The 22,731-nt window shown below is 58.0% G+C and carries 23 protein-coding genes; 16 read left to right on the forward strand and 7 right to left on the reverse strand.

Features of this window, described 5'->3' with window-relative positions:
- The first annotated feature begins 26 nt into the window (after positions 1–26).
- From C7440_RS01005 to C7440_RS01020, 4 genes are read left to right on the forward strand one after another with little or no spacing between them, the layout of a single operon-like run.
- Positions 27–1,202 carry an ABC transporter substrate-binding protein gene (locus C7440_RS01005; protein ID WP_116517126.1) on the forward strand — a complete coding sequence of 392 codons (1,176 nt, stop codon included), beginning with the start codon at positions 27–29 and terminating at the stop codon, positions 1,200–1,202.
- Between the two features lie 18 nt (positions 1,203–1,220).
- Entirely contained in the window at positions 1,221–2,096 is an 876-nt protein-coding gene (locus tag C7440_RS01010) for an FAD binding domain-containing protein (RefSeq protein ID WP_116517127.1), read from the forward strand.
- Positions 2,086–2,568 carry a (2Fe-2S)-binding protein gene (locus C7440_RS01015; RefSeq protein ID WP_116517128.1) on the forward strand — a complete coding sequence of 161 codons (483 nt, stop codon included), beginning with the start codon at positions 2,086–2,088 and terminating at the stop codon, positions 2,566–2,568. Before C7440_RS01010 ends, C7440_RS01015 begins: the two co-directional genes overlap by 11 nt.
- Positions 2,565–4,946 (forward strand): xanthine dehydrogenase family protein molybdopterin-binding subunit, encoded by a 2,382-nt coding sequence (locus tag C7440_RS01020; RefSeq protein ID WP_116517129.1) that lies wholly within the window; start codon positions 2,565–2,567, stop codon positions 4,944–4,946. The genes C7440_RS01015 and C7440_RS01020 overlap by 4 nt, the downstream gene beginning before the upstream one ends.
- Before the next feature lie 68 nt (positions 4,947–5,014).
- On the opposite strand, the gene C7440_RS01025 is transcribed toward C7440_RS01020, so the two are convergent.
- The gene (locus C7440_RS01025) at positions 5,015–5,821 is read right to left on the reverse strand and encodes a helix-turn-helix domain-containing protein (protein WP_116517130.1); all 807 of its coding nucleotides are present in this window, start codon (positions 5,819–5,821) and stop codon (positions 5,015–5,017) included.
- A 166-nt stretch (positions 5,822–5,987) separates the two neighbouring features.
- Between C7440_RS01025 and C7440_RS01030 the strand changes: the two genes are divergently transcribed.
- The 8 genes from C7440_RS01030 (at position 5,988) to C7440_RS01065 (ending at position 13,521) form a co-directional block, all read left to right on the forward strand.
- Complete coding sequence (locus C7440_RS01030; protein ID WP_116517131.1) at positions 5,988–8,291, forward strand: xanthine dehydrogenase family protein molybdopterin-binding subunit; 2,304 nt, start codon at positions 5,988–5,990, stop codon at positions 8,289–8,291.
- A complete protein-coding gene (locus C7440_RS01035; protein ID WP_116517132.1) occupies positions 8,278–9,153 on the forward strand; it encodes an FAD binding domain-containing protein in 876 nt (291 codons plus the stop codon). The genes C7440_RS01030 and C7440_RS01035 overlap by 14 nt, the downstream gene beginning before the upstream one ends.
- 1 nt (position 9,154) lies before the next feature.
- Positions 9,155–9,631: a (2Fe-2S)-binding protein gene (locus tag C7440_RS01040; protein ID WP_116517133.1), complete on the forward strand. Its 477-nt coding sequence runs from the start codon at positions 9,155–9,157 to the stop codon at positions 9,629–9,631.
- Complete coding sequence (locus C7440_RS01045; RefSeq protein WP_116517134.1) at positions 9,621–10,184, forward strand: SRPBCC family protein; 564 nt, start codon at positions 9,621–9,623, stop codon at positions 10,182–10,184. Before C7440_RS01040 ends, C7440_RS01045 begins: the two co-directional genes overlap by 11 nt.
- Before the next feature lie 43 nt (positions 10,185–10,227).
- Complete coding sequence (locus C7440_RS19995) at positions 10,228–10,716, forward strand: TRAP transporter small permease (RefSeq protein ID WP_133244240.1); 489 nt, start codon at positions 10,228–10,230, stop codon at positions 10,714–10,716.
- Positions 10,713–11,996 (forward strand): TRAP transporter large permease, encoded by a 1,284-nt coding sequence (locus C7440_RS01055; RefSeq protein ID WP_243410841.1) that lies wholly within the window; start codon positions 10,713–10,715, stop codon positions 11,994–11,996. The genes C7440_RS19995 and C7440_RS01055 overlap by 4 nt, the downstream gene beginning before the upstream one ends.
- An 87-nt stretch (positions 11,997–12,083) precedes the next feature.
- Positions 12,084–13,109: a TRAP transporter substrate-binding protein gene (locus C7440_RS01060; RefSeq protein WP_165832396.1), complete on the forward strand. Its 1,026-nt coding sequence runs from the start codon at positions 12,084–12,086 to the stop codon at positions 13,107–13,109.
- 37 nt (positions 13,110–13,146) lie between these two features.
- Positions 13,147–13,521 (forward strand): VOC family protein, encoded by a 375-nt coding sequence (locus C7440_RS01065; RefSeq protein ID WP_116517138.1) that lies wholly within the window; start codon positions 13,147–13,149, stop codon positions 13,519–13,521.
- Between the two features lie 67 nt (positions 13,522–13,588).
- Here the strand turns inward: C7440_RS01065 and C7440_RS01070 are convergent, their stop codons facing one another.
- From C7440_RS01070 to C7440_RS01080, 3 genes are read right to left on the reverse strand one after another with little or no spacing between them, the layout of a single operon-like run.
- Entirely contained in the window at positions 13,589–14,443 is an 855-nt protein-coding gene (locus tag C7440_RS01070) for an alpha/beta hydrolase (RefSeq protein ID WP_165832397.1), read from the reverse strand.
- A gap of 43 nt (positions 14,444–14,486) precedes the next feature.
- Positions 14,487–15,089 (reverse strand): hypothetical protein, encoded by a 603-nt coding sequence (locus C7440_RS01075; protein ID WP_116517140.1) that lies wholly within the window; start codon positions 15,087–15,089, stop codon positions 14,487–14,489.
- A gap of 45 nt (positions 15,090–15,134) precedes the next feature.
- Positions 15,135–15,422 carry a helix-turn-helix domain-containing protein gene (locus C7440_RS01080; protein WP_207775365.1) on the reverse strand — a complete coding sequence of 96 codons (288 nt, stop codon included), beginning with the start codon at positions 15,420–15,422 and terminating at the stop codon, positions 15,135–15,137.
- Between the two features lie 642 nt (positions 15,423–16,064).
- Between C7440_RS01080 and C7440_RS01085 the strand changes: the two genes are divergently transcribed.
- The 3 genes from C7440_RS01085 to C7440_RS01095 are packed head-to-tail and all read left to right on the forward strand — an operon-like array spanning position 16,065 to position 19,415.
- A complete protein-coding gene (locus tag C7440_RS01085) occupies positions 16,065–17,507 on the forward strand; it encodes a CHASE2 domain-containing protein (protein ID WP_116517142.1) in 1,443 nt (480 codons plus the stop codon).
- A 10-nt stretch (positions 17,508–17,517) separates the two neighbouring features.
- Entirely contained in the window at positions 17,518–17,880 is a 363-nt protein-coding gene (locus tag C7440_RS01090; RefSeq protein WP_133244241.1) for a hypothetical protein, read from the forward strand.
- Positions 17,881–17,882: 2 nt separating this feature from the next.
- Complete coding sequence (locus tag C7440_RS01095; RefSeq protein ID WP_116517144.1) at positions 17,883–19,415, forward strand: M48 family metallopeptidase; 1,533 nt, start codon at positions 17,883–17,885, stop codon at positions 19,413–19,415.
- A 21-nt stretch (positions 19,416–19,436) separates the two neighbouring features.
- On the opposite strand, the gene C7440_RS01100 is transcribed toward C7440_RS01095, so the two are convergent.
- Both C7440_RS01100 and C7440_RS01105 read right to left on the reverse strand, forming a co-directional pair.
- Positions 19,437–19,811, reverse strand: a complete 375-nt coding sequence (locus tag C7440_RS01100) for an HVO_A0114 family putative DNA-binding protein (protein WP_116517145.1) — start codon at positions 19,809–19,811, stop codon at positions 19,437–19,439.
- Entirely contained in the window at positions 19,808–20,143 is a 336-nt protein-coding gene (locus C7440_RS01105) for a toxin-antitoxin system TumE family protein (protein WP_306669708.1), read from the reverse strand. The genes C7440_RS01100 and C7440_RS01105 overlap by 4 nt, the downstream gene beginning before the upstream one ends.
- Positions 20,144–20,347: 204 nt before the next feature.
- On the opposite strand from C7440_RS01105, the gene C7440_RS01110 reads away from it, so the two are divergent.
- The gene (locus tag C7440_RS01110; protein WP_133244242.1) at positions 20,348–21,514 is read left to right on the forward strand and encodes a hypothetical protein; all 1,167 of its coding nucleotides are present in this window, start codon (positions 20,348–20,350) and stop codon (positions 21,512–21,514) included.
- Positions 21,515–21,534: 20 nt separating this feature from the next.
- Here the strand turns inward: C7440_RS01110 and C7440_RS01115 are convergent, their stop codons facing one another.
- The gene (locus C7440_RS01115) at positions 21,535–22,545 is read right to left on the reverse strand and encodes an Rpn family recombination-promoting nuclease/putative transposase (protein ID WP_165832398.1); all 1,011 of its coding nucleotides are present in this window, start codon (positions 22,543–22,545) and stop codon (positions 21,535–21,537) included.
- Between the last annotated feature and the right edge of the window lie 186 nt (positions 22,546–22,731).

Below are 22,731 nucleotides of genomic sequence, written 5' to 3' on the forward strand. Positions count from 1 at the left end.
TAAAATCCTCCATGAAAGGGGCAGGCATGAAAAAGTGGAAATTCTCCAGGCAGGTGATTGCAGCTGTTTCAGGCGTGTTGTTGATATCTACGGGGGCCATGGCCGAACTGAAAGTCGGGTTCTCGGGTCCGCTTTCGGGTTCGCAGGCTGTGGTGGGGCAAGACCAGCTGGACGGCTTCCTGCTGGGCGTTGCCATGCGCGGAGGCAAGCTGGGGGACCAGAAGGTGGAGGTCATTACCGCCGACGACCAGCTCAAGCCAGAAGTGGGCGTGCAGATTGTGCGGCAGTTCACCCAGCGGGATCGCGTCGATGCGATTGTGGGGTTGGGCTACTCTAATATCGTGGTCGCCAACCTGCCCCGACTTAAAGAATCGGGTGTGGTGGCCATTGCAACCGGTGCGGGGCCCTCGCAGATGGCGGGCTCCGATTGCGGCTCCAATGTGTTCTCTGTTTCGTTCCAGAACGACGGCTTCGGAGAAGCAATTGGCAAGCTGATGCAAGACCGCGGCTACAAGAACGTGTATTTGATGGCGCCCAATTACCAGGCGGGCAAGGACATGCTGGTGGGCTTCAAGCGTTTCTACAAGGGCGATATTGCCGCCGAGGTATACACCCAGGTAGGCCAAACCGATTATTCGGCCGAGATCACCCAATTGCAGGCCTCGGGCGCCGACGCCCTCTTCATGTTCTATACCGGAGGCATGGGTGTCAATTTTACGAAGCAGCTCAGCCAGGCGGGCGTCATCGGCAAGCTGCCTGTGTATTCCACGTTTACCGTCGATGGAGCCAACCTGCCGGCGATACAGGGCGCAGCCGTGGGCGTGGTCAGCGCCAATATGTGGGATTCAACCCTGGACAACCCGGCCAATAAAGCATTCATAAAAGCCTTCCAGGAAAAGTACAATCGCCTGCCCAGCGCATACGCCGCGAACGGTTACGACGCAGCCGCCATACTTGACGTTGCTGTTACCAAGATGCAAGGCAAAGTGGACGATCGCGCCGCATTCGCCAAAGCGGTGCATGATGCGGGCGCGCAGATCAAGTCGGTGCGGGGGCCATTCCGGTTCAATAACAATAATTTCCCCATCCAGAACTACTATGCTTTCGAGATCGTGGAAGATCAAGGCAGCTATAAAAGCAAGCTGATCGCCACCCCATTGGTCGAGCACGAAGACGTCTACGCCAAGTCGTGTCCATTGTAGAAAGAGGGTGAATCCGGCATGAAGGCCCCCGACTTCCAGTACTGCTGTCCCCAAACCATCGACGAAGTCTGCGAACTGCTGCAAAGTCATGGGTCCGACGCTCGCATACTGGCGGGGGGCCAAAGTCTTGTGCCCGCGATGAACCTGCGCCTGTCGTCGGCAGAGTTGCTTATAGACATCAATCGGGTCGAGGCGCTAGAGGGAATTTCACTTTCAGAAGACGGCACCTATGTCCGGGTGGGGGCGCTGGCCCGGCACGCGCAGGTGGCCGCATCAGCTCTTATCGCCAAGCATGTGCCGCTGGTGCACAACGCCATGAAGTACGTGGCCCACCCGGCCATACGCAATCGCGGCACCTGTTGCGGCAGCCTGGCACTGGCCGACCCCTCGGCCGAGATGCCCGCGTGCGCCGTTACGCTGAACGCCACGCTGGTGCTTCAAAGCAAGCAAGACGGCGTTCGCGAAGTGCCGGCGCGTGAATTCTTCTTCGGCCTTTACGATACGGCCCGCCGCGACGACGAGATACTGATCGAGGTGCGCTGGCCTTGTCGTACGGCCGGTTCGCTAAGCGGCTTTGACGAGCTTAGCCGCCGGCATGGTGATTTCGCGATGGTCGGCATTGCGGTCCAGGGCCGCATGGCCAGTGGTTTGATCGACGATCTGTCCCTTGTCACGTTCGGCACGGGGCCGGTTCCCCGATTGTCTGCACGGGCGGGCGAGCTGGCGCAAGGGCAGCGGCCTACCCCGCAACTGGCGCAAGAGCTGGCCGTAGCCGCCGCCGGCGAGCTCGACCCCGACGAAGTCGCCGAAATCGAGATCCGGCGCTACCAGGCAACCGCCCTGGCGCGCAGGGTGCTGTCCAAAATGTTCCAGGAGGCCGACGATGCGGGCTAGCCAAGTGCAGGAGATCACCATAACGATCAACGGCGAACGCGCCGCGTACAGCGTGCCTGTCCGCCGCAACCTGGTCGATTTCCTTCGCCACGACGTCGGCCTTACCGGGTCTCATGTGGGGTGCGAGGCCGGAATCTGCGGCGCTTGCAATGTGCGGGTCGACGGGGTGGTGGTGCGCGGCTGCCTGATGTTTGCCGTGCAGGCCGATGGCCGGGCCGTGGACACCATCGAGGGTATTACAGCCAGTGGCGAGGCCGCAGAACTGCAGCAGGCCTTCATAGAGCGCAATGCGTTGCAGTGCGGCTACTGCACTCCGGGCATGCTGATGACGGGGCTGGAACTCGTCAATTCGGGCAGGCCAGTAAGCCGGGAAGAAATCCGCGAAGAGCTGTCTGGAAATTTCTGCCGCTGCACGGGTTATCACGCCATCGTGGACGCCATTGGGCAAGTTGTGGAGCGCAGCCGAAAATGACGGAACGAATCAAGTTCGCGGACGAGGTCGCCACCTATTCCGAAGGCCTGGTGGGCAAATCGGTGCCCCGGCAGACGGCCCGCCGGCTGGCGACAGGCCGCGGCCGCTATCTGGACGATATCGACGCTGGCGTTCCGTATCACGTCGCCTTCTACCGCAGCCCCTATGCGCGTGCGCGATTCACTGTGGGCGATCTAAGCGCCGCGCAGAAAATGCCCGGCGTGATGCGGATCGTAACCGGGGTCGATCTCTCTGCCGTTTGCGCGCCGTGGGTCACGCGCCTGGAGATGTTGCCCGAGCACGTGTCGGCGCCGCAGCATCCATTGGCGATCGACGAAGTGTATTGGCAAGGCGAGCCGGTAATCGCCGTTGTGGCCAAGACGCGCGCCCAGGCCGAAGACGCGCTGGATGTGATCGAGATCGACTGGGATGATCTTGAGCCGGTGGTCGATGCGGCCCAGGCCCTGTCGCCGGATTCTCCGCTGGCTCACCCGCAATTGCCCAGCAATCTAGCGCTGGACCGCGAGATCAGGCGAGGGGATTCCGCCTTGGTGTTCGGCCAGGCGGCATGTGTTGTAAAGCACAGGTTCTCGTTTGGACGCCAGACCGGCGTACCCCTGGAGGCGCGCGGTGTCGTCGCCCGCTACGACCCCCGCACCGAAGAGCTAGTCGTGTACCAGTCGCATCAATCGCCGTTCCAGATGCAAGAGGTCTACGCCAAGCAATTGTCCATGCCCTTGTCGCGCGTGCGTGTCCTGTGCCCGGACGTCGGCGGCGCCTTCGGCATCAAGCTGCACGCCTATCCCGACGAAATGGCGGCGGTGGCGATCGCGCGCTTGCTGGCGGTACCCATCAAGTATCAAGCGGACAGGCTCGAGTCGTTCGTCAGCGACGCCCATGCGCGGGAAGCCATCGCCACGGCCGAGCTGGCGCTTGACGAAGAGGGCCGGATACTTGGTTTGCGCTTCGATGCGCTGTTCACTTTTGGCGCAGTGTCCCTGTACCCGCGCAGCAGCGTGGGCGAGGCCTTGCAAGTGCTCGAGATGTGCGGCCTGGCCTATAACGTTCCCGCCCTGCACGGGCGCGTGCGCGGCGCCTTTGTCAACAAGGTTCCCACCGGCGCCTACCGTGCCGTGGGCCAGCCGCTTGCCTCGGCGATTATCGAACAGCTGCTTGACAACGCGGCTGCCAGCCTGGGCATGGACCGCATGGAGATCCGCCGCAAGAACTACATCGTCGACGCGGATCTTGGCGGGGAAGGCGATAAGAGGCTGCGCGGGCTGTCGCTTCATAAATGCCTGGACGCGCTCAAGGAAGACATGGGCTATGGTCGGTTGCGCCAGAGGCAGGACGAGCTGCGCAAGCTCGGCGTATACCGAGGTATCGGCTTGTGTACCTTCATCGAGCAGACGGGCGTGGGGGCGGGGCTGTATGGCCGCAATGGCGTGCCGGTGGCGGGAAAAGAAAGCGTGCGGCTGCAGCTGGGCGCTTCGGGCGAGATCACCTGCTCTACCAGCGCTTCGGAAAGCGGCCAGGGGGCGCATACGGGCCTGGCGCAGATTATTGCCGATGGCCTTGGCTGCCCCATGGATTCCATTTTTGTGCGTAGCGGAGACACCCTGGTCGATCCTACGGGCGGCGGCGCATGGGCCTCTCGCGGCATTGCACTGGGCGGCGAGGCGGCGCACCGCGCGGCAAAGCAGTTGCGGGCCAATGTGCTGTCGATCGTAGCCGCGTGGAAGTCGATGGAAGCCGCCGAGCTTGAAATAGACCACGGTGTGGTGTCATTGACGAACGGAGAAGTGATCTGCTCTTTGCAGCAGGTGGCCCGGCTTGCGCACTATGATTCAACGCAGATTCCCCTGGCGGAAATTCCCTCCTTAAGCATAGAGTGCAGCTACTCGCCGTTTGAAAAGCCCTACTTCATGGCCAATGGCATCCAGGCGGCCGAGGTCGAGATCGACATCGAAACCGGACAGGTCAAGGTGCTTGATTTCTGGGTGGTCGAAGACTGCGGCACCGTCATCAACCCCTTATTGGTCGACGAGCAGATCCGGGGTGGAGTCGTGCAGGGCATAGGCGCGGCATTGTTCGAACACTGCATTTACAGCGACACCGGGCAGATGTCCAACGCCTCGCTGGCCGACTACCTGGTGCCGATGGCTTCTGAAATGCCCGACATCCATGTCTCCCACGTGACCACGCCGGAAAAAGAAACCGGCATCGGCGCCAAAGGGGTGGGCGAGGCGGGAACGGTGGGCTCCATCGGGGCGATCTGGTCGGCGGTGAACGATGCCTTAAGGCCATTGGAGGCAGCCGCCGAAAACCAGCCGTTCACGCCTGATGTCATTTTGTCGGCCATCTTGCGCAAGGCGTAAGCGCTGTTCCCCGACATTGGCTGGCGCTGCGCAGCCAACAGAAGGGTGGGTGCGTCAGTGTGTGGGGCTCATCGTAGAGTCTCAAACTCAAAGCGCGACGCCTGCAGCTGATTCTGAATGGCCGACGCCGTGTTTTGCAGGCGTTTCAGATGTGCGGCAACTATCTCTCGCTCATTGACGATTCCGTACAGCCATGCACAGGCCAATGTAGCCACGATCCGTCCATTGCAGAAAATGGGGACGGCAATAGCTTCGAAGCGTTCGGGAGAATCTCCTTCCACCTCGGATGCATCGCGTTTGGCATAGCCTAAACGTTGGGCATCGGATATGAATCGGCGGACGGCCTCTGGTTGTGACGCCACCCTATTTATCAATTGGGTGGAACGGGACAATTCCCCCAGAATCTCGTTTCTTTCTTCATCGCTGCAAAAAGCCAAGTAGCATCTGCCCAAGGAAGAAATGAGCATCAGTGGCCTGATGCCAAGCGCCCGGTAATTGGCCGCCAGACCATTCATGTGCTGCCTGGGGTTCAAGATGAGCATGCTGGTTCCGTAACGCACTGCTATTTCTATCGGCCATAGAGTTTGCCGCTGCAGAGCTGCCCGAAAGGGTCCCGCGATTGCGCTAAATTGCGCACGCCAGTCGTCCGGAGCGTAGCTGTCGCCGGCCTCGGAACGAAGCACATACCGGTGTTCGACCTCGTGTCGCTCGATCCAGCCTTCTTCTTGCAGTGTTCTGAGGATTCTCAGCAGTGTCGCTTTTGGCAGGCGTGTATGCCGGTGAAGTTCTCCGAGACTGGCGGCCGAAGAACTTTTCAAGGCACGAATTACCTCCAGGCCTCTACGCAAGGATTCTATCGATTTCACACCGCTCATTCGGCTCCTTGAACATGGTGGTTCACACAGTGAAATTATACGTTCTTAACTTGAAATCGCGGTGATAGATTGAACTCCTTGTTGGAAGGAGGCAAGTGAGAACACTATGAACACAACAACTCAAGACGAGTTGGAAACCTTGGGCGGATCGACTGGTCTTTCAAGCATGGCGCAATCTCAAGCGCCGCGGGTTGGCATGGAGATTCCGCAGGTCTCGGCCGTAGAAAAAGTCTCCGGGCGCGCAATATATGCCGGCGACATTCAATTCCAGGGCATGTTGCATGCGAAGGTGTTGCGCAGTCCGTATCCTCACGCTCGAATCGTAAAAATCGACACGTCGGCCGCGGCCCAACTGCCTGGCGTCAAAGCGGTACTGACGGGCGCCGACACGCCCGAAGGCTGTTGGGGCGTTCCTCGCAAAGAACACCGTGTACTGGCGGTGGGTAAAGTACGTTTCGTCGGTGAAGAGGTAGCCGTAGTTGTTGCGGTAGACGAGCATACGGCTCAAAGCGCCGTGGATCTCATCCGGGTCGAGTACGAAGAACTTCCGGCGCTTACATGCTGTGAAGACGCACTGGCGGAAGGGGCTCCGGAAATCCATGAGGGCACTGCCAACCGCTCGAAAGAAGTGCACATAGTGCGTGGAGACGTCGATGCTGCGTTCGAGCGGGCAGCCGTGATTCATGAGGCGGTGTACGACGTTCCGTCCCAGTATCAGGGGTATCTTGAGCCGATGGCGACCGTTGCTTGGGCCGGTGGCGATGGAAGGTTGACCGTCTGGACATCCACTCAATCGGTTTTCATGGCGCGAACCCGTATGGCCGATGCCCTGAACCGCCCCGTATCAAGCATTCGTGTCATACAGGCGACGACTGGTGGCGGGTTCGGGGCCAAAATTGTCGAAGAATGCAATAGCGTCATCGCCGCGTTCGCCGCTACCAAAGTGAGCCGTCCCGTGCGTCTCGTAAACAGCCGTCTGGAGGATTTCCTGGGCTGCCGCATGGCGGTGCCAGAGCGGATCTGGCTGAAGATGGGTGTTGACACGAATGGCAAGATTGTCGCCAAAGATGTCCGCATCACGGCCGAGTGCGGCGCTTATGCGGGGCTTTCTCCTCACATCATGGTGGTGAGCGCGCAACGAAGCGACAACATGCATCGTCTGGAAAACGTTCGTACGCATGCACAGACGGTCTATACCAACAATCCGCCTCGCGGCGCGCTTCGCGGATTCGGCGGCCAGCAAATCAATTTCGCGGTCAATAGCCATTTGGCGGTGTTGGCCGAGAAGTTGGGTATGGATCTTCGCGAAATCCATCGGAGCAATGCGATCCGCAAGGGTGACACCAGTGTGCATGGATGGACATTTGGCAGTGCCGGCTACATCGAATGTCTGGATCAAGTGTGCGAAGCCATAGATTGGGAAAATCGTGATCGGGCCAGATTGCGGGGTGGCGAGCGCAAACGCGGATTCGGCATTGCACCGGCGGTGCACGTAAGCGGCAATCGTCAGCTGGGCAATTGGGACGGATCGACGGTTACATTGAAAATCAATGAAGACGGCCGGGCTTTGGTCCGTTCCGGCGAGTGCGACGCAGGCCAGGGGTCGGCGACGATGTTCGCGCAACTTTGCGCGATAGAACTGGGTATCCCTGTCGATCACATTACAGTGATGGCCCCTGATACGGACTCAGCGCCTTACGCAATCGGTTCCATCGCCTCGCGGGTCACTATCAACGGCGGCAACGCAATGATCCGCGCTGCGCGCCAAGCCAAGGACCAACTGCTGCAGGCCGCCGCGCAGAAGCTGGAGGTCGACATTGCAGACTTGGAATGGAAAGAGGGGCGCATCCATGTCCGCGAAAAAGTCGATGGCTCACTGTCGATATCCGAAGCGGTAGCCTGCCATATATACAGGCATGGGGGCAGTGGCGTTGAGGTCCAGGCGACATATGATCCGCCCACTGTCATGATGAACAAGGACCATTATGGCAACGTCGCGCCAGGCTACTCGTTTTCAGCCTGGGGGGTACAAGTAGAGGTCGACACCGAGACGGGGCAGGTCGAGCTGATGCAAGTGGTTGTCAGCGACGACTGCGGCAAGGCGCTGAATCCCCTGACTCTGCATGGGCAGTCCGCCGGTGCTGCCGCCCAGTCAATTGGTTGGGCCCTGTATGAAAACCTGCAGTATGAAGACGGCAGGTTGATGAACGGAAATTTTGCCGATTACACCATGCCTACCGCGCACTCCTTGCCGCGCATTGAATGCGGCCTGATAGAGTCGAACGAGCCAAATGGGCCGTACGGTGCAAAAGGGGGCAGCGAAACAGTAATCATCCCCGGCGCGGCGGCCATCGCGCAGGCTGTCTACGATGCAATAGGCGTGCGATTCACCACGCTTCCCATAACGCCCGAGGCAGTGCTAGAGGCTTTGGACCGAAAAAACAAGGGGACAGGCCATGCATGCGTTTGATTTCTTCAGGCCCGGCTCATTGGAAGAGGCCGTTGAAGCGTTGGCGAATTATGGTGACGAAAGTCGTGTAATTGCGGGTGGAACAGCGCTGATGCTGGCGCTTCGCCAACGCTTGCTGCAGCCGCAATGCCTGATATCGGTTGAAGGTTTAGAGGCCATGCGCGGCATCGACTGGGACCTGCGTCGCGGTCTCCGGATCGGCGCCTTGACCTTGCACAACGAAGTGGCGGCCTCGAAGCTGGTGAAGGCTCATTATCCGATGCTGGCTGAGCTGGCAAAGCACATGGCCAACCCTCAGGTCCGCAACCGGGGAACTTTGGGAGGAAACCTGTGTTACGCCGATCCGGCCACCGATCCGCCCACAGCGCTATTGGCGCTCGACGCGCGTGTCGTGCTGCATAGTGTGCGCGGAAGCCGTGAGCTTCCCGTGTCGGAGTTCCTGGTCGATTACTACACCACGGCCATCGAGCCCGACGAACTGCTGGTCGAGGTACTGATTCCGCCTCCGGGCAGTTTTGCCGCAGGCGGTTATACGCGTTTCCTGAAGACCGCAGCCGAACATCGACCTTTGGCCACCATCGCCGTATCGGCCGATCGCAATGGCCGTATATGCCAGGCCATTCGCATCGCGGTTGGCGCAACCACACCCGTACCGATGAGGCTGTCCAATGCCGAGCAGCATCTTTCCGGTCAAGAAATGAATGCGTCGCTGATAGGCGAGGCGGCTGCCATCATAGCCGTCGACATCGACGCCTTGGATGATTCCAGGGGCGAAGAATGGTACCGCCGCCGCATGACCGAAGTGATCGCGCGTCGGACGCTGGCCCGGGTATTTGATATTGAAATTGAGGCGGAGAAATAGCATGAGCCAGCATGTATTGAATATTGAAGTCAACAAGGAGCGGGTTCAGATCGAAGTGCGGGCTCATCGCCTTCTGTCGGAACTGTTGCGTGACGACTTGCACTTGACGGGAACCAAGCGCGGCTGCGAAACGGGAACATGCGGAGCTTGCTCTGTGATGATCAACGGAAAATTGGTCAAAGCATGCCTTCTGCTGGCCGTACAGGTCGATGCTGCCAGCATCACCACGATCGAGGGGCTCGGAAGCGGCGACACCCTTCATCCCTTGCAGCGAAGCTTTGCGGAATGCGGCGGCTTGCAATGTGGGTACTGCACACCGGGCATGATCATGACGGCCAAGTCGCTGCTGGAGGAAAACCCTAGTCCGACCGAAGAAGAGGTGCGCGAAGGCCTTGGAGCGAATCTTTGCCGCTGCACCGGCTACAACGGCATCGTTGATGCGGTACTGCACGCGTCGGAGGTGATGCGTGGATCTTGAGAAGAGCATAACGCTGCCTGCGTCTCCTGAAGAAATATGGGGGCTGTTGTTGGATCCCAATGTGATGTGCCGATGCGTTCCAGGCATGCAAAGCGTCGACGTTGTCAGTCCGACCGAATACAAAGCACAGATCAAGGTGAAGATTTCCTTCATCACGGCCAAGTTCAATATCAGAACCCTGATCGTCGAGCGGGACGAACCGCATTATTTGAAGACAGAGGGTTCGGGAGACGACGCGTCAGTAGTGAGCTCTTTCCGACAAACCAGCGAAATGTTCCTCGAGAATCTGGACGACGGCCAAACACGCATGCGCATTTCGGTCCGCATCGAGTTGCTGGGGCGTTTGGGAACCTTCGGCCTGAACGTCATGAAAACCAAGGCCGACCGCATGTGGGACGAGTTCGGCGCAAACCTTTTGCAGCTGTTGCAGGTAGGGGCGTCTACGTGTGAAAGTGATTCCGTCGAGGAAACGTGCAGCGAAGGGGATGCCAGCAGCCAGGTTGCCGGCAAGCAGGGAAAATGGTGGCGTAGTTGGAGAAAAGAGCAATCATAGGCTCAACCGATAAAAACATTAAGAAGCTTCAAGGGAGACAAAATTGAAATCAATAGACAGGGTGGTTGCCTGGGTTACGTCGGGCCTGCATTTCGTCGCAACATTGATGCTCGTGGGTATTGTCGTCGTGAACGCCGCCAATGTGATCGGACGCTATATATTCAATCGTCCAGCAGAGACGGCTGACGAGCTGATGATATTCATGCTGACCATCGCTGTGTTTCTTTGTTTGCCGCGTTGTACCAACGAAGATGCGCACATCAGGATGAATCTGCTGCGGGACCGGATAAGCGGCAAAGCGCGGAAGGTGTGGGACTTGCTGCTGGAACTGCTTCACTTCGGCCTGGCGGCGTTCGTGGTGTATGTGGGCGCGCCTTCAGTGGCCCAGCTTTTTTCATGGGGCCAGGTCAGCGAGGCCGCAAAAATACCCATGTGGATCGTGCACAGTGTCATTCCATTAGGGTTTGCTCTGGCCTGCGTCATCATCTTGCTGAGCATCGTGCGATTGCTGCGCGGCTGGGGGCGGCCATGATCGTTGATGTCTTGGTATTCTTCGGGCTGCCCCTTACTTTACTTATTCTTGGCGCGCCCATTTACGCGGCGATCTTTGCCAGTGGGCTTACCGCTTTGCTGCTTGTTCCCAATGCGCCGATTCATGCGGTGCAAAGCGTCTTGTTCGGCTCGCTCAATAATTTTTCGCTGCTGGCGATTCCGTTGTTCGTGCTTGCCGGAGACCTCATGGCGCAAGGCGGCTTGGCGAAGCGGCTGGTTTCCTGGGCTTTGGCCGGTGTGGGCGGCGTCCGCGGATCGCTGCCTTTGGCGGCCGTGGCTTCGGCAACTACCTTTGGCGCGATGAGCGGTTCCGCCAGCGCCTGCCTGGCCGCGGTAGGGCGCATTATGTATCCCGACCTACGCAAGGCGGGTTACAGCGAAGGGTACTCGGGTGCATTGCTGGCTTCGACGGCGGTCATAGGGGCCGTGATTCCACCTTCAATCCCCATGATCATTTATGGCGTGGTCGCCCAGCAATCCATCCCTGATCTGTTCCTCGCGGGCGTATTGCCCGGTCTATTGATAGCACTCGTGATTGGCGTGTACGTATGGATGAAGGCGCGCCATGAAAAGCAGAACGTGCTTGCCACGGGTGAAAGACCCAGCTTTCTACGCGAGACAAAAGAGGCCAGCTGGTCTCTTGCTGCGCCTGTAGTCATTCTAGGGGGTATCTATGGGGGCATCTTTACACCCACCGAAGCGGCAGGAGTAGCCGTAATTTATTCGATGCTCGTATCACGATACATATATAAAGAGCTCACTTGGCGGGACATGTGGCGTATCACTTCGGAATCGATGTATTTGGTGGGGCGCCTGATCGTGATCTTTGCCGCGGCGGGTCTTTATGCCTGGGCTCTTACCGTAAGCGGCCTGGCCCAGAAATTGGGAACGACGGTTACCGAATGGCAGTTGGCGACATGGCAGCTGCTGCTGATTTTCAACGTACTGATGTTGATCGTGGGCGCCTTCCTGGACCCTCCGCCCGCGCTGCTTATTCTCACTCCCGTGTTCTTTCCGATATTCCAGGCGGCCGGCGTCGACCCGATCCACTTGGGCCTGATCATGGTCGTGAACTTGTCCATGGGTATGTTTACGCCACCCATCGGCGTCAATCTGTTCATCGCGAACGTTCTGTTCAAGATAGACATCGGCGTCTTGTATCGAAGCGTATTGCCCTTCGTGGCGCTGTACGTCGCGATCCTCATGATTCTTACATATGTGCCCGAAATAACACTTTTTGCGCTTCATGCATTCAAGTAGCAACCGGCGGTTCAATCAGGCCGGGCTTTCACCCAGCTCGAGCCCGGCCCGATGGCAATACACATCAATATTACAAAGGAGACATCCATGAATTTCAAAGCACGATTCTTTCGCTTCGCATTGCAGACGCTGCTGTTGCCGGCAGGCTTGTGTATTGCGTTTAGTTCCCAGGCAAAAGACCCCGCCTATGTCGTGCGGCTTGGGTCGCCCACCATGAACGACACCGTGCATCATTGGATGAAGCTGTTCAAAGAGGGCGTGGAGAAGCGTACGGAAGGCGAGATGCGCATCGACTTATTTCCCGCCAGTCAACTGGGGCCAATTCAGCGGCAGATCGAGGCGGTTCAGTTTGGCGCCCAAGAGATGTACACGATTCCCCCCGAGTTTCTCGCCGGAATCGACAAGCGCTTTATGGTGGTGTCGGCCCCGCTCATGTTCGAAGATTTGGAACACGGATTCCGAACGGTTCAAGATCCCGAATTCTCGAAGTTCATGTTTGAACTGGGCGCCAACAAGGGCATTATCGGAATCAGCATGTTCTGTGCCGATCCCACGTCGTATACGTTCACTGAACCGCTGCAAACATACAAAGACGCAGAAGGCCGCAAGGTCCGAATTTTTGCCAGCGACATGGAGCGCGAGACTATCCATCGGCTTGGCGCGACAGGCGTACCGATGTCTCTGGGCGAAGTGTTGCCGGCCCTGCAGCAGGGTGTCATAGACGGAGCGCGAACTACAGTCAGCATTTTCAATGCCTTCAAGTTCTATGGTTCGGCCAAGTATTTGCTGAAGACCGAAGAGTCGATGGTGTGTCCGCTGCAGTTTGTAAGCCGCCGATGGTTCGAGTCGCTGCCGCAAGACCTGCAAAAGATTCTTCTTGAAGAAGCCAAGGCAGCCGATATTGCAACACACCAATTTGCACTTGGCTTTCTTGCGGACAACTACAAAAGTTGGGTCGACAACGGCGGCGTGATCGTTGAACTGAATCCTGAGCAACGCGAAGAAATGAGGGCGAAATTGGAAGACGTTGGTAAAACAGTGGCAGACAAAGACCCGGCTACCGCCAAGGCGTACAGCCAGTTGCGAGCAATCGCCGACCGCACACGCCAATGATGGCGAACATGTCATTCATCAAACAGGAGCCTTCGGCATGGCGAAGCTACGACATATTGCGCTAAGCGTACAAAACCTCGAAGCCGCATCACGCTTCTATCAAGAGGTGTTCGGTCTTGAAAAAGTCGGAGAAGAGACGTTGGAGTCGGGCTCGGGCGTCTACCTGACTGACGGCGTGGTCAATCTGGCCTTGCTGAAGCTTAAAGGTACCGACTTCGTCGGTACGCACCATTTTGGTTTCATTGTCGACGATACCGATGCAATGGGTGAGCGCATCAAAGGCGCCGGAGGCGAGTTTTTCTTCAGCATGGGCCAGTCGGGCCGCAGCAATGCCGAACTGAAATACAAAGATCCACAAGGGATTGTGTTTGATATTTCAGAAACCGGGTGGGACGGCAACACGTGTATTTGATGCACGGCTTCATGTCTGCTTGCTTCTTGCCGACGACATAAGTTTCCAGGCCGTTGGTCGGCGCGTTTCAGGTGCCGATCAATTCCATAAAGGCCTTGGCCATCAGGCCGTCGGCCGTGGCGAACGTGGTCAGGATCTCGAAGTGATTCAGGCCGGGGCCCACCAATGTGCGTGGGCTTAAGCCTTCGTCTTGCAGCTTGGCCACATATTCATCATGCTGGCGAATGAACTCGGGGGACTCGAGTTCGCCGCGTACGAGCAGCATCTTCAGCTTGCGATTCACGGCGTGGCGAATGGGGCTTAGGGCGAACACTTCCAGCGGTTCCAGCTTCAGGTATTCGCGCCGCTTCGAGTACGCAACAGGCTCAAGATCGTAGATTCCGCTGCATAGCATTACGCTTTGAACCAGCCCCGGAGCATGAGGCAGAAGCGCGTTCCAGTCCAGCCCTGCCAGGCATGCCGCCAGATGCGAGCCCGAAGAGTGGCTGGCCAGGTGGATTCGGGCCCCGGCGCCGAAAGTGGCGTGATGATGGCTTATCCATGAAATGGCCGCGACAAGCTGATTCAACATGGGGAACAAACGGCCGCCCGTTGCCGGCGTGTTGTCGAAGTTCAGCGACACGTAGTTCAAGCCCTGCCGGGTAAGCCATTGGGCCGGGAAGGTGTAGTCTTGGGCCAGGCCGTCTTTCCATCCGCCGCCGTGTATGAATACGACTATGTCCTGGTCGGGACTGCGGGGCTTGAACCAGCAGCCGTATTCCGACGGGCCCTGGCCATACTGAAACCGCTCGCCGCCAAGCTCTGTCTCGACACGCCGGCTTTCTTCGGTGTACCAGCGCACGACTTCGCGCGCATTGGCCGCATACAGCGCCTGGTTATACCTTCGTTCAATCTCCGCGACACTAAGTGTTTTCCAGCTCATTGCCATTAAGGCTCCTTATCTGCGCCGGGGCGTTCCGGGTGGCTTAACGCAAAAACTCAAACAGGCTGATGATCCACACAACCTGCACCAGCAAGGCCAGGTACACCAGCGCGATCTGGTATTTTTCCGATCTGATGAACAGCGCGGCGGTGGTGCCGGCGATGAACAAGCCCTGGCGCACGGGGTAGTCCCAGCCGTAAAGTTCCAGGTAATAGTCTTTGCCCTTCAGCAGGGTGTCGACCACATCGAGCACGAACAGCACCAGCAGGCCGCTGTAGAACCATTTGCGCCGCGCTTGGAAGTAGCCCCGGTAGCCGTTGTATTCGTCGATATGGTCGGGGAAAAGCATGGCGGCCAGCACCGCGAAAATGCCGGCATAAATAATAAGAAAGAAATACGCGGCAAACGACCAGGACTGTATCTTTGCCAGCGAAAACTCGAACCACCAGAAGTGGATGATGAACAGCAGTACAAAAACCACCCAGGCCATATGCACCGAGTAGGGGCGCTCGCGCCCGGGGTGTTGCACGAAGCGTGTCATGCCCGTAACCAGCCTGGAAACGCTTATGCCCAGGATCATGCCGATGATGATGCGGATATGGACAAAGGTTTCGTGCGCGTTGGCGATGCTGGGAACGTCGTTCATGCGTAGGCGGTGTCCTCGGTGCAATCATGAAGTGCAAGGGGAATTCTACTCGTCTTTACCATATTGTTCGTCATAGGATGCCGGAGTAAGAGCCTCGGGGGACAGGTCTTCAGTACGTTGCAGCAACGTGGAAAAAGGGACGAACTCAACCCAGGCCACCACATCAAAATATTCGGCAATTCGTTGCAGCATCGCCATGGAGTATTTTCCGTAAGTCATGCTTTCCAGGCGTGCAATGGCTCCTTGCTTGGTTCCAATGCGCTCGGCCAGCTCGGCTTGCGAGAGGCCGGCTTTTTCTCGCATAAGGCGGATCTGAATCGCTATGCGTGTCATGGCGTTTTCTTGTGCCATGGACGTGCGATAAGCTCTGGACCGTAGCCGTTCAAGGCGCTTTCCGAACCTAGTCGATTTCGATTTCACGGAATCGGATTTCATATATGCCTTTGCAATCAGGGTTCTGATGCCAAGCAAGTTTCCTGGCGTGTGGATCAACCCACATGCGGGGCGGTTGGTCTCTTAAATAGAGGGCACGTGCGTCGGCTGCAGCTTGGCCTGCAGGTTCAAGGGAGTAGTAGGCACTTGACCAGGCCCCTTCGCTCGTGCGCGGATCTATCCACTCAAAAATGCGGAATCGCAATCGACCACCTCATATTAACACATATTTGTGATAACGAGCGAAATGCCGGCTATTGTCAGTCAAACAGTATGGGCACTTCTCCTGCCGCAGCAAGCCTGGAAAGTACGCATCTACCCCTCGTGCTTCGTCGAAAAATAACTATTTCCAGATGTTTTGATTATTCTGCAAAAGTTTCGTAATATCGTGCGCTGGCGAGTAGGCGGCGGGAGGCCGCGAAGGCACATGTTTCGCGCGAGCAGTACGAATCAAAAGACTAGCGGTAACGGCAGCGGTAGCAACGGCAGCCGTTCCGCAAACAGCATCCGAAGCACCCGAGCGCGGCGCTCGCAGGGGGTGCAATGAAGCGGTTCTGGGCGTACGTGCTGCTGATCATGGCGTTCGCGCACCTGACGCTGAACTATTCACCGTTGGGGCTTAGCAACCGGGCCGACAAATACCTGCAAGACCTTTTCAACACGTATGCCGGCAGCATGGTCTACGGCGCGCCGCAGGAAGACATTACGGTACTGCTGCTTACGGACGAGGCACTGGAAACGCACCAGCGCGGGCACTGGCCGGCCAGCTACGATTTCCATGGCAAGGTGCTGAACACACTGCTTCATGAAAAGCCCAGGGCTGTTTTCATCGATTTCCTTTGGGTGAGCCGGCGGCCTGAAGCGGCCACTCACGGCCCACGCGACGGCGACTATCTCATCAAGGTTCTGCAGCGCTATAAAAGCGCCGGCATTCCCGTGTATCTGGCCTGGACGCCCGCGGTAAAGCAGAACTGGCCCGAACTGGAACAAGGATTGGCCAGGCCCGTGGGGGCCGAGCTGGACATCGACCCGGTGGACTTTGTTTCCCGAACGTATCCGGCCGCTGTCGGTGCCGACATGCAGACACCGGCTTTCCGGATCGCGCAAGATCTCCGGCCCGGCCTGTTCCCGCAGAAGCCGACCGAACCGATGGATGTCTTCTGGGGCACCTCGCCCAACGAGAAGAACAAGTGGATGAAGGCCAAGAAGCACGAAACCGGCCTGGTGGACACGGCTCTTGATGGCTTTTCAGGCGTGAAGACACCTGTTCCGTTCAACACCACCTTGTACGTGCGCGACCTGCTGCACCAGGTGGCCGAAACGCGGGAGAAGGTGCGGGAACAGGCGGCCGCCCTTATGAAGGACAAGATCGTTCTGTACGGCGCCAACCTTACAGGGGTGAATGACCTGATCTTCACGCCCACCCGGGACATTCTGCCAGGCGTATACCTGCACGCCATGGCGCTGGACAACCTGCTGCATTGGGGGCCCGAGTACAAATCGGCCCTGGGCTCAGGCCTGCTGGCGAACAAGTGGTGGCATGCCTTGTGGAACCTGTTGATTGTGCTGCCTGTGGCCCTGCTGCTGGCGCTGTTCCACCGGCGGCCAGGCCATGACACACCCGGCGGCCCCGAGGCGGGCAAGGCCGGCGAAGGCGCGGCAAAGCCGACCCTTCGATCGTGCCTGGACCTGCCGCGGGCATGGCGAACGAGAATCTGGGCTCTTTTCGACCGGCACAGGGTGCTTGGCAAGCTGTGCATCATGCTCACCCTGGCTTGCTGGTTCGCCGTGTGGGGGGCCGTCGAATTCTTCTACTTCAACATCTCGGCCGGCACGGTGGCCGGCTACCTGGCGTTCTTAACCCTGGGTTTTTTTCTGGACAAGATCGGCATGGTCGACTGGCTTATCGACAGCATGTTCATGCGGATCAGAAATGCCTGCGGGCGGCTTGCACGCGCGCCAAGGCGTCATCAACCACGAGCATAGGAACAAGCTTATGAAACGGGACATCAAGAGGTTTGGGCTGGCACTGGCGATAGCGGCCTTGTGCCATTCCGCGGCGGCCGCGGACCTGAAGATCTCCGCCCTGGCCGCGGATTCCACAGAACTTGATCTGTTCAGTCCCGCCGCCGACGGCGCCTACATTAAAAGCGTGGACCAGTCGGCGCTGAAGTTTCCCATTGCGATTCTCGAAGACCGCAATGGCGGCTTTGTCGTCAGGCTCGACGGCAAGAAGTACTATGTGAACGCCTCTGACGTGGTCGCGAACAATGCCTACGACGTAACGGCCGGTTGCGACAATACATTTACCACCGAGCTTGTTGGTGCAACGCGCGGCATAGCGGGCAAGGGGTGTTGAACATGCATCGACTGCTGTTTGCATGCGCTGCGGCCATTCTGTTGTCGGGTTGCGAAACCCTGGGCACCACCCCGCGCTGGATGCCCATGGCGTTGAACAACGACACCCCCTATCTGCAGCAGCTGACGCCCGAGAAGGCCAAGGCGCCTTCGGACGACGGCGATGTCCAGGAAGACGTCCGAAAAATGCAAAGCCTGGGCCTGGGGCTGGTGTATCACCCAGAACTTGAGCAACTTTTGAATGATGAGTTGCAGCGCATCAAAGACGCATCGGGCTTTGCCCAGGTTCCCGGCCGAGTCTTCATTCTGGCCTCGCCAACGATGAATGCGTTGACCACGGACGAAGGCAATATCTACGTACCCATCGGCATGCTGATGGACATCCAAAGCATGGACGAAGTCGATGCCCTGCTGGCGCACGAGTTCGCTCATACCGTCTTGTCGCACACCGACACCGACATGCTGAAGGAAATCCAGAAAAAGGGCACCGCCGCCTACGCCATGGTCAATCGGCTGGGCATGGACGCCGGCAACGCCGACAGCGTCGCCCGTCGCATACGCAACGGTGTTGCGCTGTACATGGCCACTGAGAAAGTCATCAGTCCCACCTGGAGCCGCACGCAGGAAACCGACGCGGACAAGCTCGGCGTCGACTTCCTGGTGCAGGCCGGCCGCAACGTAAATGGCATGACGGCTTTGCTGGGCCGGTTGGACCAGTGGGACAAGATCAACGCCAAATTGCGCGAAAATGACAAGCCCAAGCAAAGCATGCTGGTGGCGGCTGCAAGCAGCCAGTTCGCCCAGAATGAATGGCAGGCCCTGTTCATACAAGCGCTCGATCCGGTCGGCCGGCAGATCGAAGACGGCATTGCCCAGGCCGGCCACACCCATTTGGGCCCCGAAGAGCGGCTGAACGACGTCAACGAATACGTACGCGTGCATTATCGCAAGGCGGCGCGCCCCGCCGTGGACAGCAAGACCTGGCGCAAAGTGGCCCACAGCCAGAAAAGCAAGCGCCTGGCCCAAAGCGTGGCGCAGTCGCACACTGCCTTCCGTTCGGTCAGCCAGGGCAAAAGCAGCGCCGCAAGCAACGCACTGGCAAAGGCCAGGCATCGTGACGTAAACGGCCAGACCTTCTATCAGCTTGCCCTGGCCACGGTGGCCGAAGACCGGGGGCGCAGCAAGGAGGTGCTTGCCCTGGCCGATGCCTCGGCCGCCAACGCCTACCCCTCGTATCGCCTGCAGGTCATGGCACAGCAAGCCAAGGCGCGCCAAGCCGGAGGCAAGGCCGACAGTGCAGAGCTGAAAGCCCTGTATGAGCAATTCGACGTGTACGGCCGCCCTGCGGAGTTCTACTACGACCTGATCCGGCTTGCAGACACAACGGACAACGTGGGCCTTAAGGTAGAGCTGGCCGTGCGCTGCCAGGCCGCCTACTTTGGTGACGCCAATGCGTGCTCATCGGGCCAAAAGCAGGCCGAAGCCAAGCAGGAAACTGGGCTGGTCGACGGCTTGCTGGGTATTTTTGGAAAGTAGGGCTTGTGTAGTATGGGGTAATTACGCAAGCTCAAGCTGCGGCGTCAGGTGCATGTCTACATGGATATCATCGAAAGGGCACAGCAGGGCGCCGCTTTCGGTTTTTTCAAGCAGACCAAGTGCGACCAGGACCTGAGCGTCTTCATGGACGCGCTTTACGCCTCGCTCGAGTCGCCGAGCCAGTTCGCGTACCCCTACAACGCCGCTGCCCATCATCTCTCGAATCATGTCCCAGCGGCGCTCGGTAAGTTGACCGAAAAACGCCGCAGGCGATTCAAAGTTGAGGCTTTCGCCTTGGTATTTTCCAGTGGCCGTCGCGGCCTTGGCGCGCGTTCCTGCTGCGCGTAGCGCCACCTGCCAGTTTTGCCCGGTTGAAATTGTGAGTGTGCGCTTCATAGCTGCCCCCTTCGCTTCTCAACTTCAGCGATGAAGTCTTCAATCAATCGTTCGATGCCACGGAAGTGGTAAGGAAATTCCGCACCATCCAGATGCATGTGATCGCCCTTATTCCGTTCATTATCAAAGCCGACAACGCGTTCGCCGTTGCGGATATAGACCAGCCGATACTTGAAACCGTGGGTTGTGGGAGGTATGGATTCTGGGACTTTCCAGATTTTTAGCTGCAAGATAGCTCCGTTCCGTGCCACAGTCTTGTGGTCAAGAAGCAACTGGGCTTTCATGTTGTCAAGTATGACTACGCTATCGTTTGTTGTCAAGAGCGACAACATTGGAGCGAATGTGGGAGGGGTGAATAGGCGGGGCCATGACATCTCCATGAAGAGTGACAAGATCATATGGCCATACTGTACGTAGCCGGCGGCCGCACAGCTATCAAGAAACGCAAAAATATCCTACGGCAAGCGCTGCACTACTATTGCGGCTGCACCCTCGCCCCGCGACGGAAAAATGAATCTTCAGGCACCGTATTAGACATGAAGAAGCAAACAAAGGAAGAGATGGAATCCCCAGCAGAAGAGCCCAAAACACCCTTCCCCCCATGGGCCACGGTAAAACTGAAGCCCGCGGTTTCGCTGGCGATCGTCGCACACGCCATCGCCGCGTTCATTCTGTTCTTCTATTTGAAGCTGATAGGCTGGCCGGAGCTGCTGCAGGCCTCCATTACTTCTGAAAAAGGCCTGGCGCTCATCCTGATCTTCCTGGCCATTACCGTGGTTGCGGTGGCCATTATTTTCTACAGCGCCTCGTACTGCCTGTTCATGGCCTCGAGCCTGTTCAGCAACCCCAAAGACATGCCGGCCAGCCATTGGGTGCAGGTACTGTGCATACACGTAGCCTGGCTGATATTGCTGGGGCTGACCCTTTGGGGCAGCATGATCGATGCAGACCCCGGCAACGTATTTTGGGAGCGGGCCTTGCGCTGGTGCGCCGACCACCTGAGCTTGCTGATGGGCGTCTTTCTAGCGCTTGGCGTGGCGCTGTCGGTCATTACCTATAGGGTTAAGCACAGGTACAGACGGCGCACCAAACAAGAACTGGCTGTTCATGCACTATTTGGCTTCTTGGTGGCTTTTTCGTCGGTGCTTTCCACCTTGATCGTGTGGATGGCCATAAAGCTTCAAGGCTCTGGCTTGCCGCAGAACACGCCGTGGCAGGCGGTATACCTGACATTTGCGCTTACCCTGCCCAGCATTTTCATTGGCATGGTGCAGCTAAGCATCTATAAAAGCACGGGCAACATCAACAAAGCCTTAAGCGCTGCCGGGCTTATCGCCATGGTCATCCTGGTAAGCCTGTTCTCCTTGCTTCCCCGATACACGGCGTTTCCCATTACCATGGCGGCATTGCGATCGGTAGGGGTCTATTCCACAGAGCCCGCCACGTTTCAACTGCTTGATATAAAGCAGCGAGACATATACCAGGGCCTGGGGTTCAAACACCAAGGCGAGCCCCTGCAGGCGGGGTCCGATGTATATTTCGAAGGCTATGTACGATACCGGTTTGCAGACGTGCTGCTGCTTTGCACAAGCAGCTTTGATCCGCTGCAGGGCGATCTGGAAGAAGAGCTGAAAAAGAAAGGGAAGGGCTGCATTCTGACTGAGAAGGGAGAAGTCAGGCGCGTGCAGTGGGCGGGTGAGTAGTTGGTGCTTCACCCGCTTCGCTAGTGATCACCAAACACTTCATCCAACGAGTTGGCTTCGAGCAAGGCAAGCGACCACGTTTGCAGGTTTTCCGGGGTGGCGTTTTTCAGCCGTTGTTGAACAGATTCAGGCAATGGGCCGAATTTGCGAGTGAGCAGGCTATGCAGCATTTCTGCCTGGCCTTCTTTCCGTCCTTCTTTCCGTCCTTCTTTCCGCCCCTCGTGAAGCCCGAGTTCACGTCCTTCTTTGCGGCCCTCGGCAAGCCCCTCCATCTTCCATTGATGCGTCCAGGACCGAGAATGTTCAGCGAGCATGTTCTTGATCTCCAGTAAGTTGTCGATTTGCGGCATATCGATGTCGGGCAGTGAGCGCGGAAGCAGCACGTACCGCGTCCAGCTGGCGAAGGCGCGCCGTACGATGGGGTCGGCCTTGGTGTAGTTATACACTTTTTGGATCAGGTCTTCCACGTCGTGTAGGCCGCGATTATGTTCCAGCCGAAACAGCAGCGCCGCCAGATTGTTCTGGGGCAGCTTCCCCGATGCGACCAACGCGCCTTCATCCACCAGCAGGTACTGCAGCTGGGGCAGAAACCGCCGGAGACCCTGGGGAATGGCCCCGATTAGATCAGAGATATTAAGAACAGCATTCCAGCGTGGCACACCGCTGTAGATCACAATTGGCAACACCATGGGCAGCGGTTCGCCAGGCTTGATCAGCTTGCGTGCCAGCAACGCCTCGTACAGCAGCCCCAGATATGTGAGTATGCGCAGCGCCATGTAGAAGTCGATGGTGGACTGATGTTCGATCATTAGCAACAGGAATACGTCGCGCCCGTCCAGCCTGGGCAGGCGCCAGACGATGTCTCCCTGCCGCTGGCGCAGTTTGTCGCTGATGTAATCTGTGGGCAGGGGCTCGAGCCGATCCCAATCGACCAGGTTTTGCCAGGACGCCCTAACAATACCCTGGAACAAGCCGCGCACGATGGCCGGGTTGCTGAATAGCTGGCGATAGCTGGCGTCGTGTTTGTTCACGCATGCGCTCCGAAAGGAGTTGGCGATACGTGAACTGTATGGCGAGGAAGTTTTACTCGGGGCGTCGGGTGAATGGATTTGTCTTACGGAGAAGTACGGAGGCAAGTTTCGTTAAAGTAGAACAGCGAAGTTGGATAAGGGCGCACGCAGCCTCAAAAGTGTGCAAAAATTTCCAAAATGTGTCGG

The sequence above is a fragment of the Pusillimonas noertemannii genome, assembly GCF_003096595.1.
Taxonomy (GTDB): domain Bacteria; phylum Pseudomonadota; class Gammaproteobacteria; order Burkholderiales; family Burkholderiaceae_B; genus Pusillimonas; species Pusillimonas noertemannii.

Excerpts from the sequence above, each read along its gene's own strand:
- C7440_RS01065 (WP_116517138.1), top strand. The coding sequence starts at position 13,147 with ATGGCGAAGCTACGACATATTGCGCTAAGCGTACAAAACCTCGAAGCC.
- C7440_RS01035 (WP_116517132.1), top strand. The coding sequence starts at position 8,278 with ATGCATGCGTTTGATTTCTTCAGGCCCGGCTCATTGGAAGAGGCCGTT.
- C7440_RS01085 (WP_116517142.1), top strand. The coding sequence starts at position 16,065 with ATGAAGCGGTTCTGGGCGTACGTGCTGCTGATCATGGCGTTCGCGCAC.
- C7440_RS01100 (WP_116517145.1), bottom strand. The coding sequence starts at position 19,811 with ATGAAGCGCACACTCACAATTTCAACCGGGCAAAACTGGCAGGTGGCG.
- C7440_RS01010 (WP_116517127.1), top strand. The coding sequence starts at position 1,221 with ATGAAGGCCCCCGACTTCCAGTACTGCTGTCCCCAAACCATCGACGAA.
- C7440_RS01015 (WP_116517128.1), top strand. The coding sequence starts at position 2,086 with ATGCGGGCTAGCCAAGTGCAGGAGATCACCATAACGATCAACGGCGAA.
- C7440_RS01060 (WP_165832396.1), top strand. The coding sequence starts at position 12,084 with ATGAATTTCAAAGCACGATTCTTTCGCTTCGCATTGCAGACGCTGCTG.
- C7440_RS01110 (WP_133244242.1), top strand. The coding sequence starts at position 20,348 with ATGAAGAAGCAAACAAAGGAAGAGATGGAATCCCCAGCAGAAGAGCCC.
- C7440_RS01070 (WP_165832397.1), bottom strand. The coding sequence starts at position 14,443 with ATGAGCTGGAAAACACTTAGTGTCGCGGAGATTGAACGAAGGTATAAC.
- C7440_RS01080 (WP_207775365.1), bottom strand. The coding sequence starts at position 15,422 with ATGACACGCATAGCGATTCAGATCCGCCTTATGCGAGAAAAAGCCGGC.
- C7440_RS01005 (WP_116517126.1), top strand. The coding sequence starts at position 27 with ATGAAAAAGTGGAAATTCTCCAGGCAGGTGATTGCAGCTGTTTCAGGC.
- C7440_RS01030 (WP_116517131.1), top strand. The coding sequence starts at position 5,988 with ATGGCGCAATCTCAAGCGCCGCGGGTTGGCATGGAGATTCCGCAGGTC.
- C7440_RS01095 (WP_116517144.1), top strand. The coding sequence starts at position 17,883 with ATGCATCGACTGCTGTTTGCATGCGCTGCGGCCATTCTGTTGTCGGGT.
- C7440_RS01105 (WP_306669708.1), bottom strand. The coding sequence starts at position 20,143 with ATGTTGTCGCTCTTGACAACAAACGATAGCGTAGTCATACTTGACAAC.
- C7440_RS01025 (WP_116517130.1), bottom strand. The coding sequence starts at position 5,821 with ATGAGCGGTGTGAAATCGATAGAATCCTTGCGTAGAGGCCTGGAGGTA.
- C7440_RS01075 (WP_116517140.1), bottom strand. The coding sequence starts at position 15,089 with ATGAACGACGTTCCCAGCATCGCCAACGCGCACGAAACCTTTGTCCAT.
- C7440_RS01040 (WP_116517133.1), top strand. The coding sequence starts at position 9,155 with ATGAGCCAGCATGTATTGAATATTGAAGTCAACAAGGAGCGGGTTCAG.
- C7440_RS01090 (WP_133244241.1), top strand. The coding sequence starts at position 17,518 with ATGAAACGGGACATCAAGAGGTTTGGGCTGGCACTGGCGATAGCGGCC.
- C7440_RS01020 (WP_116517129.1), top strand. The coding sequence starts at position 2,565 with ATGACGGAACGAATCAAGTTCGCGGACGAGGTCGCCACCTATTCCGAA.
- C7440_RS01055 (WP_243410841.1), top strand. The coding sequence starts at position 10,713 with ATGATCGTTGATGTCTTGGTATTCTTCGGGCTGCCCCTTACTTTACTT.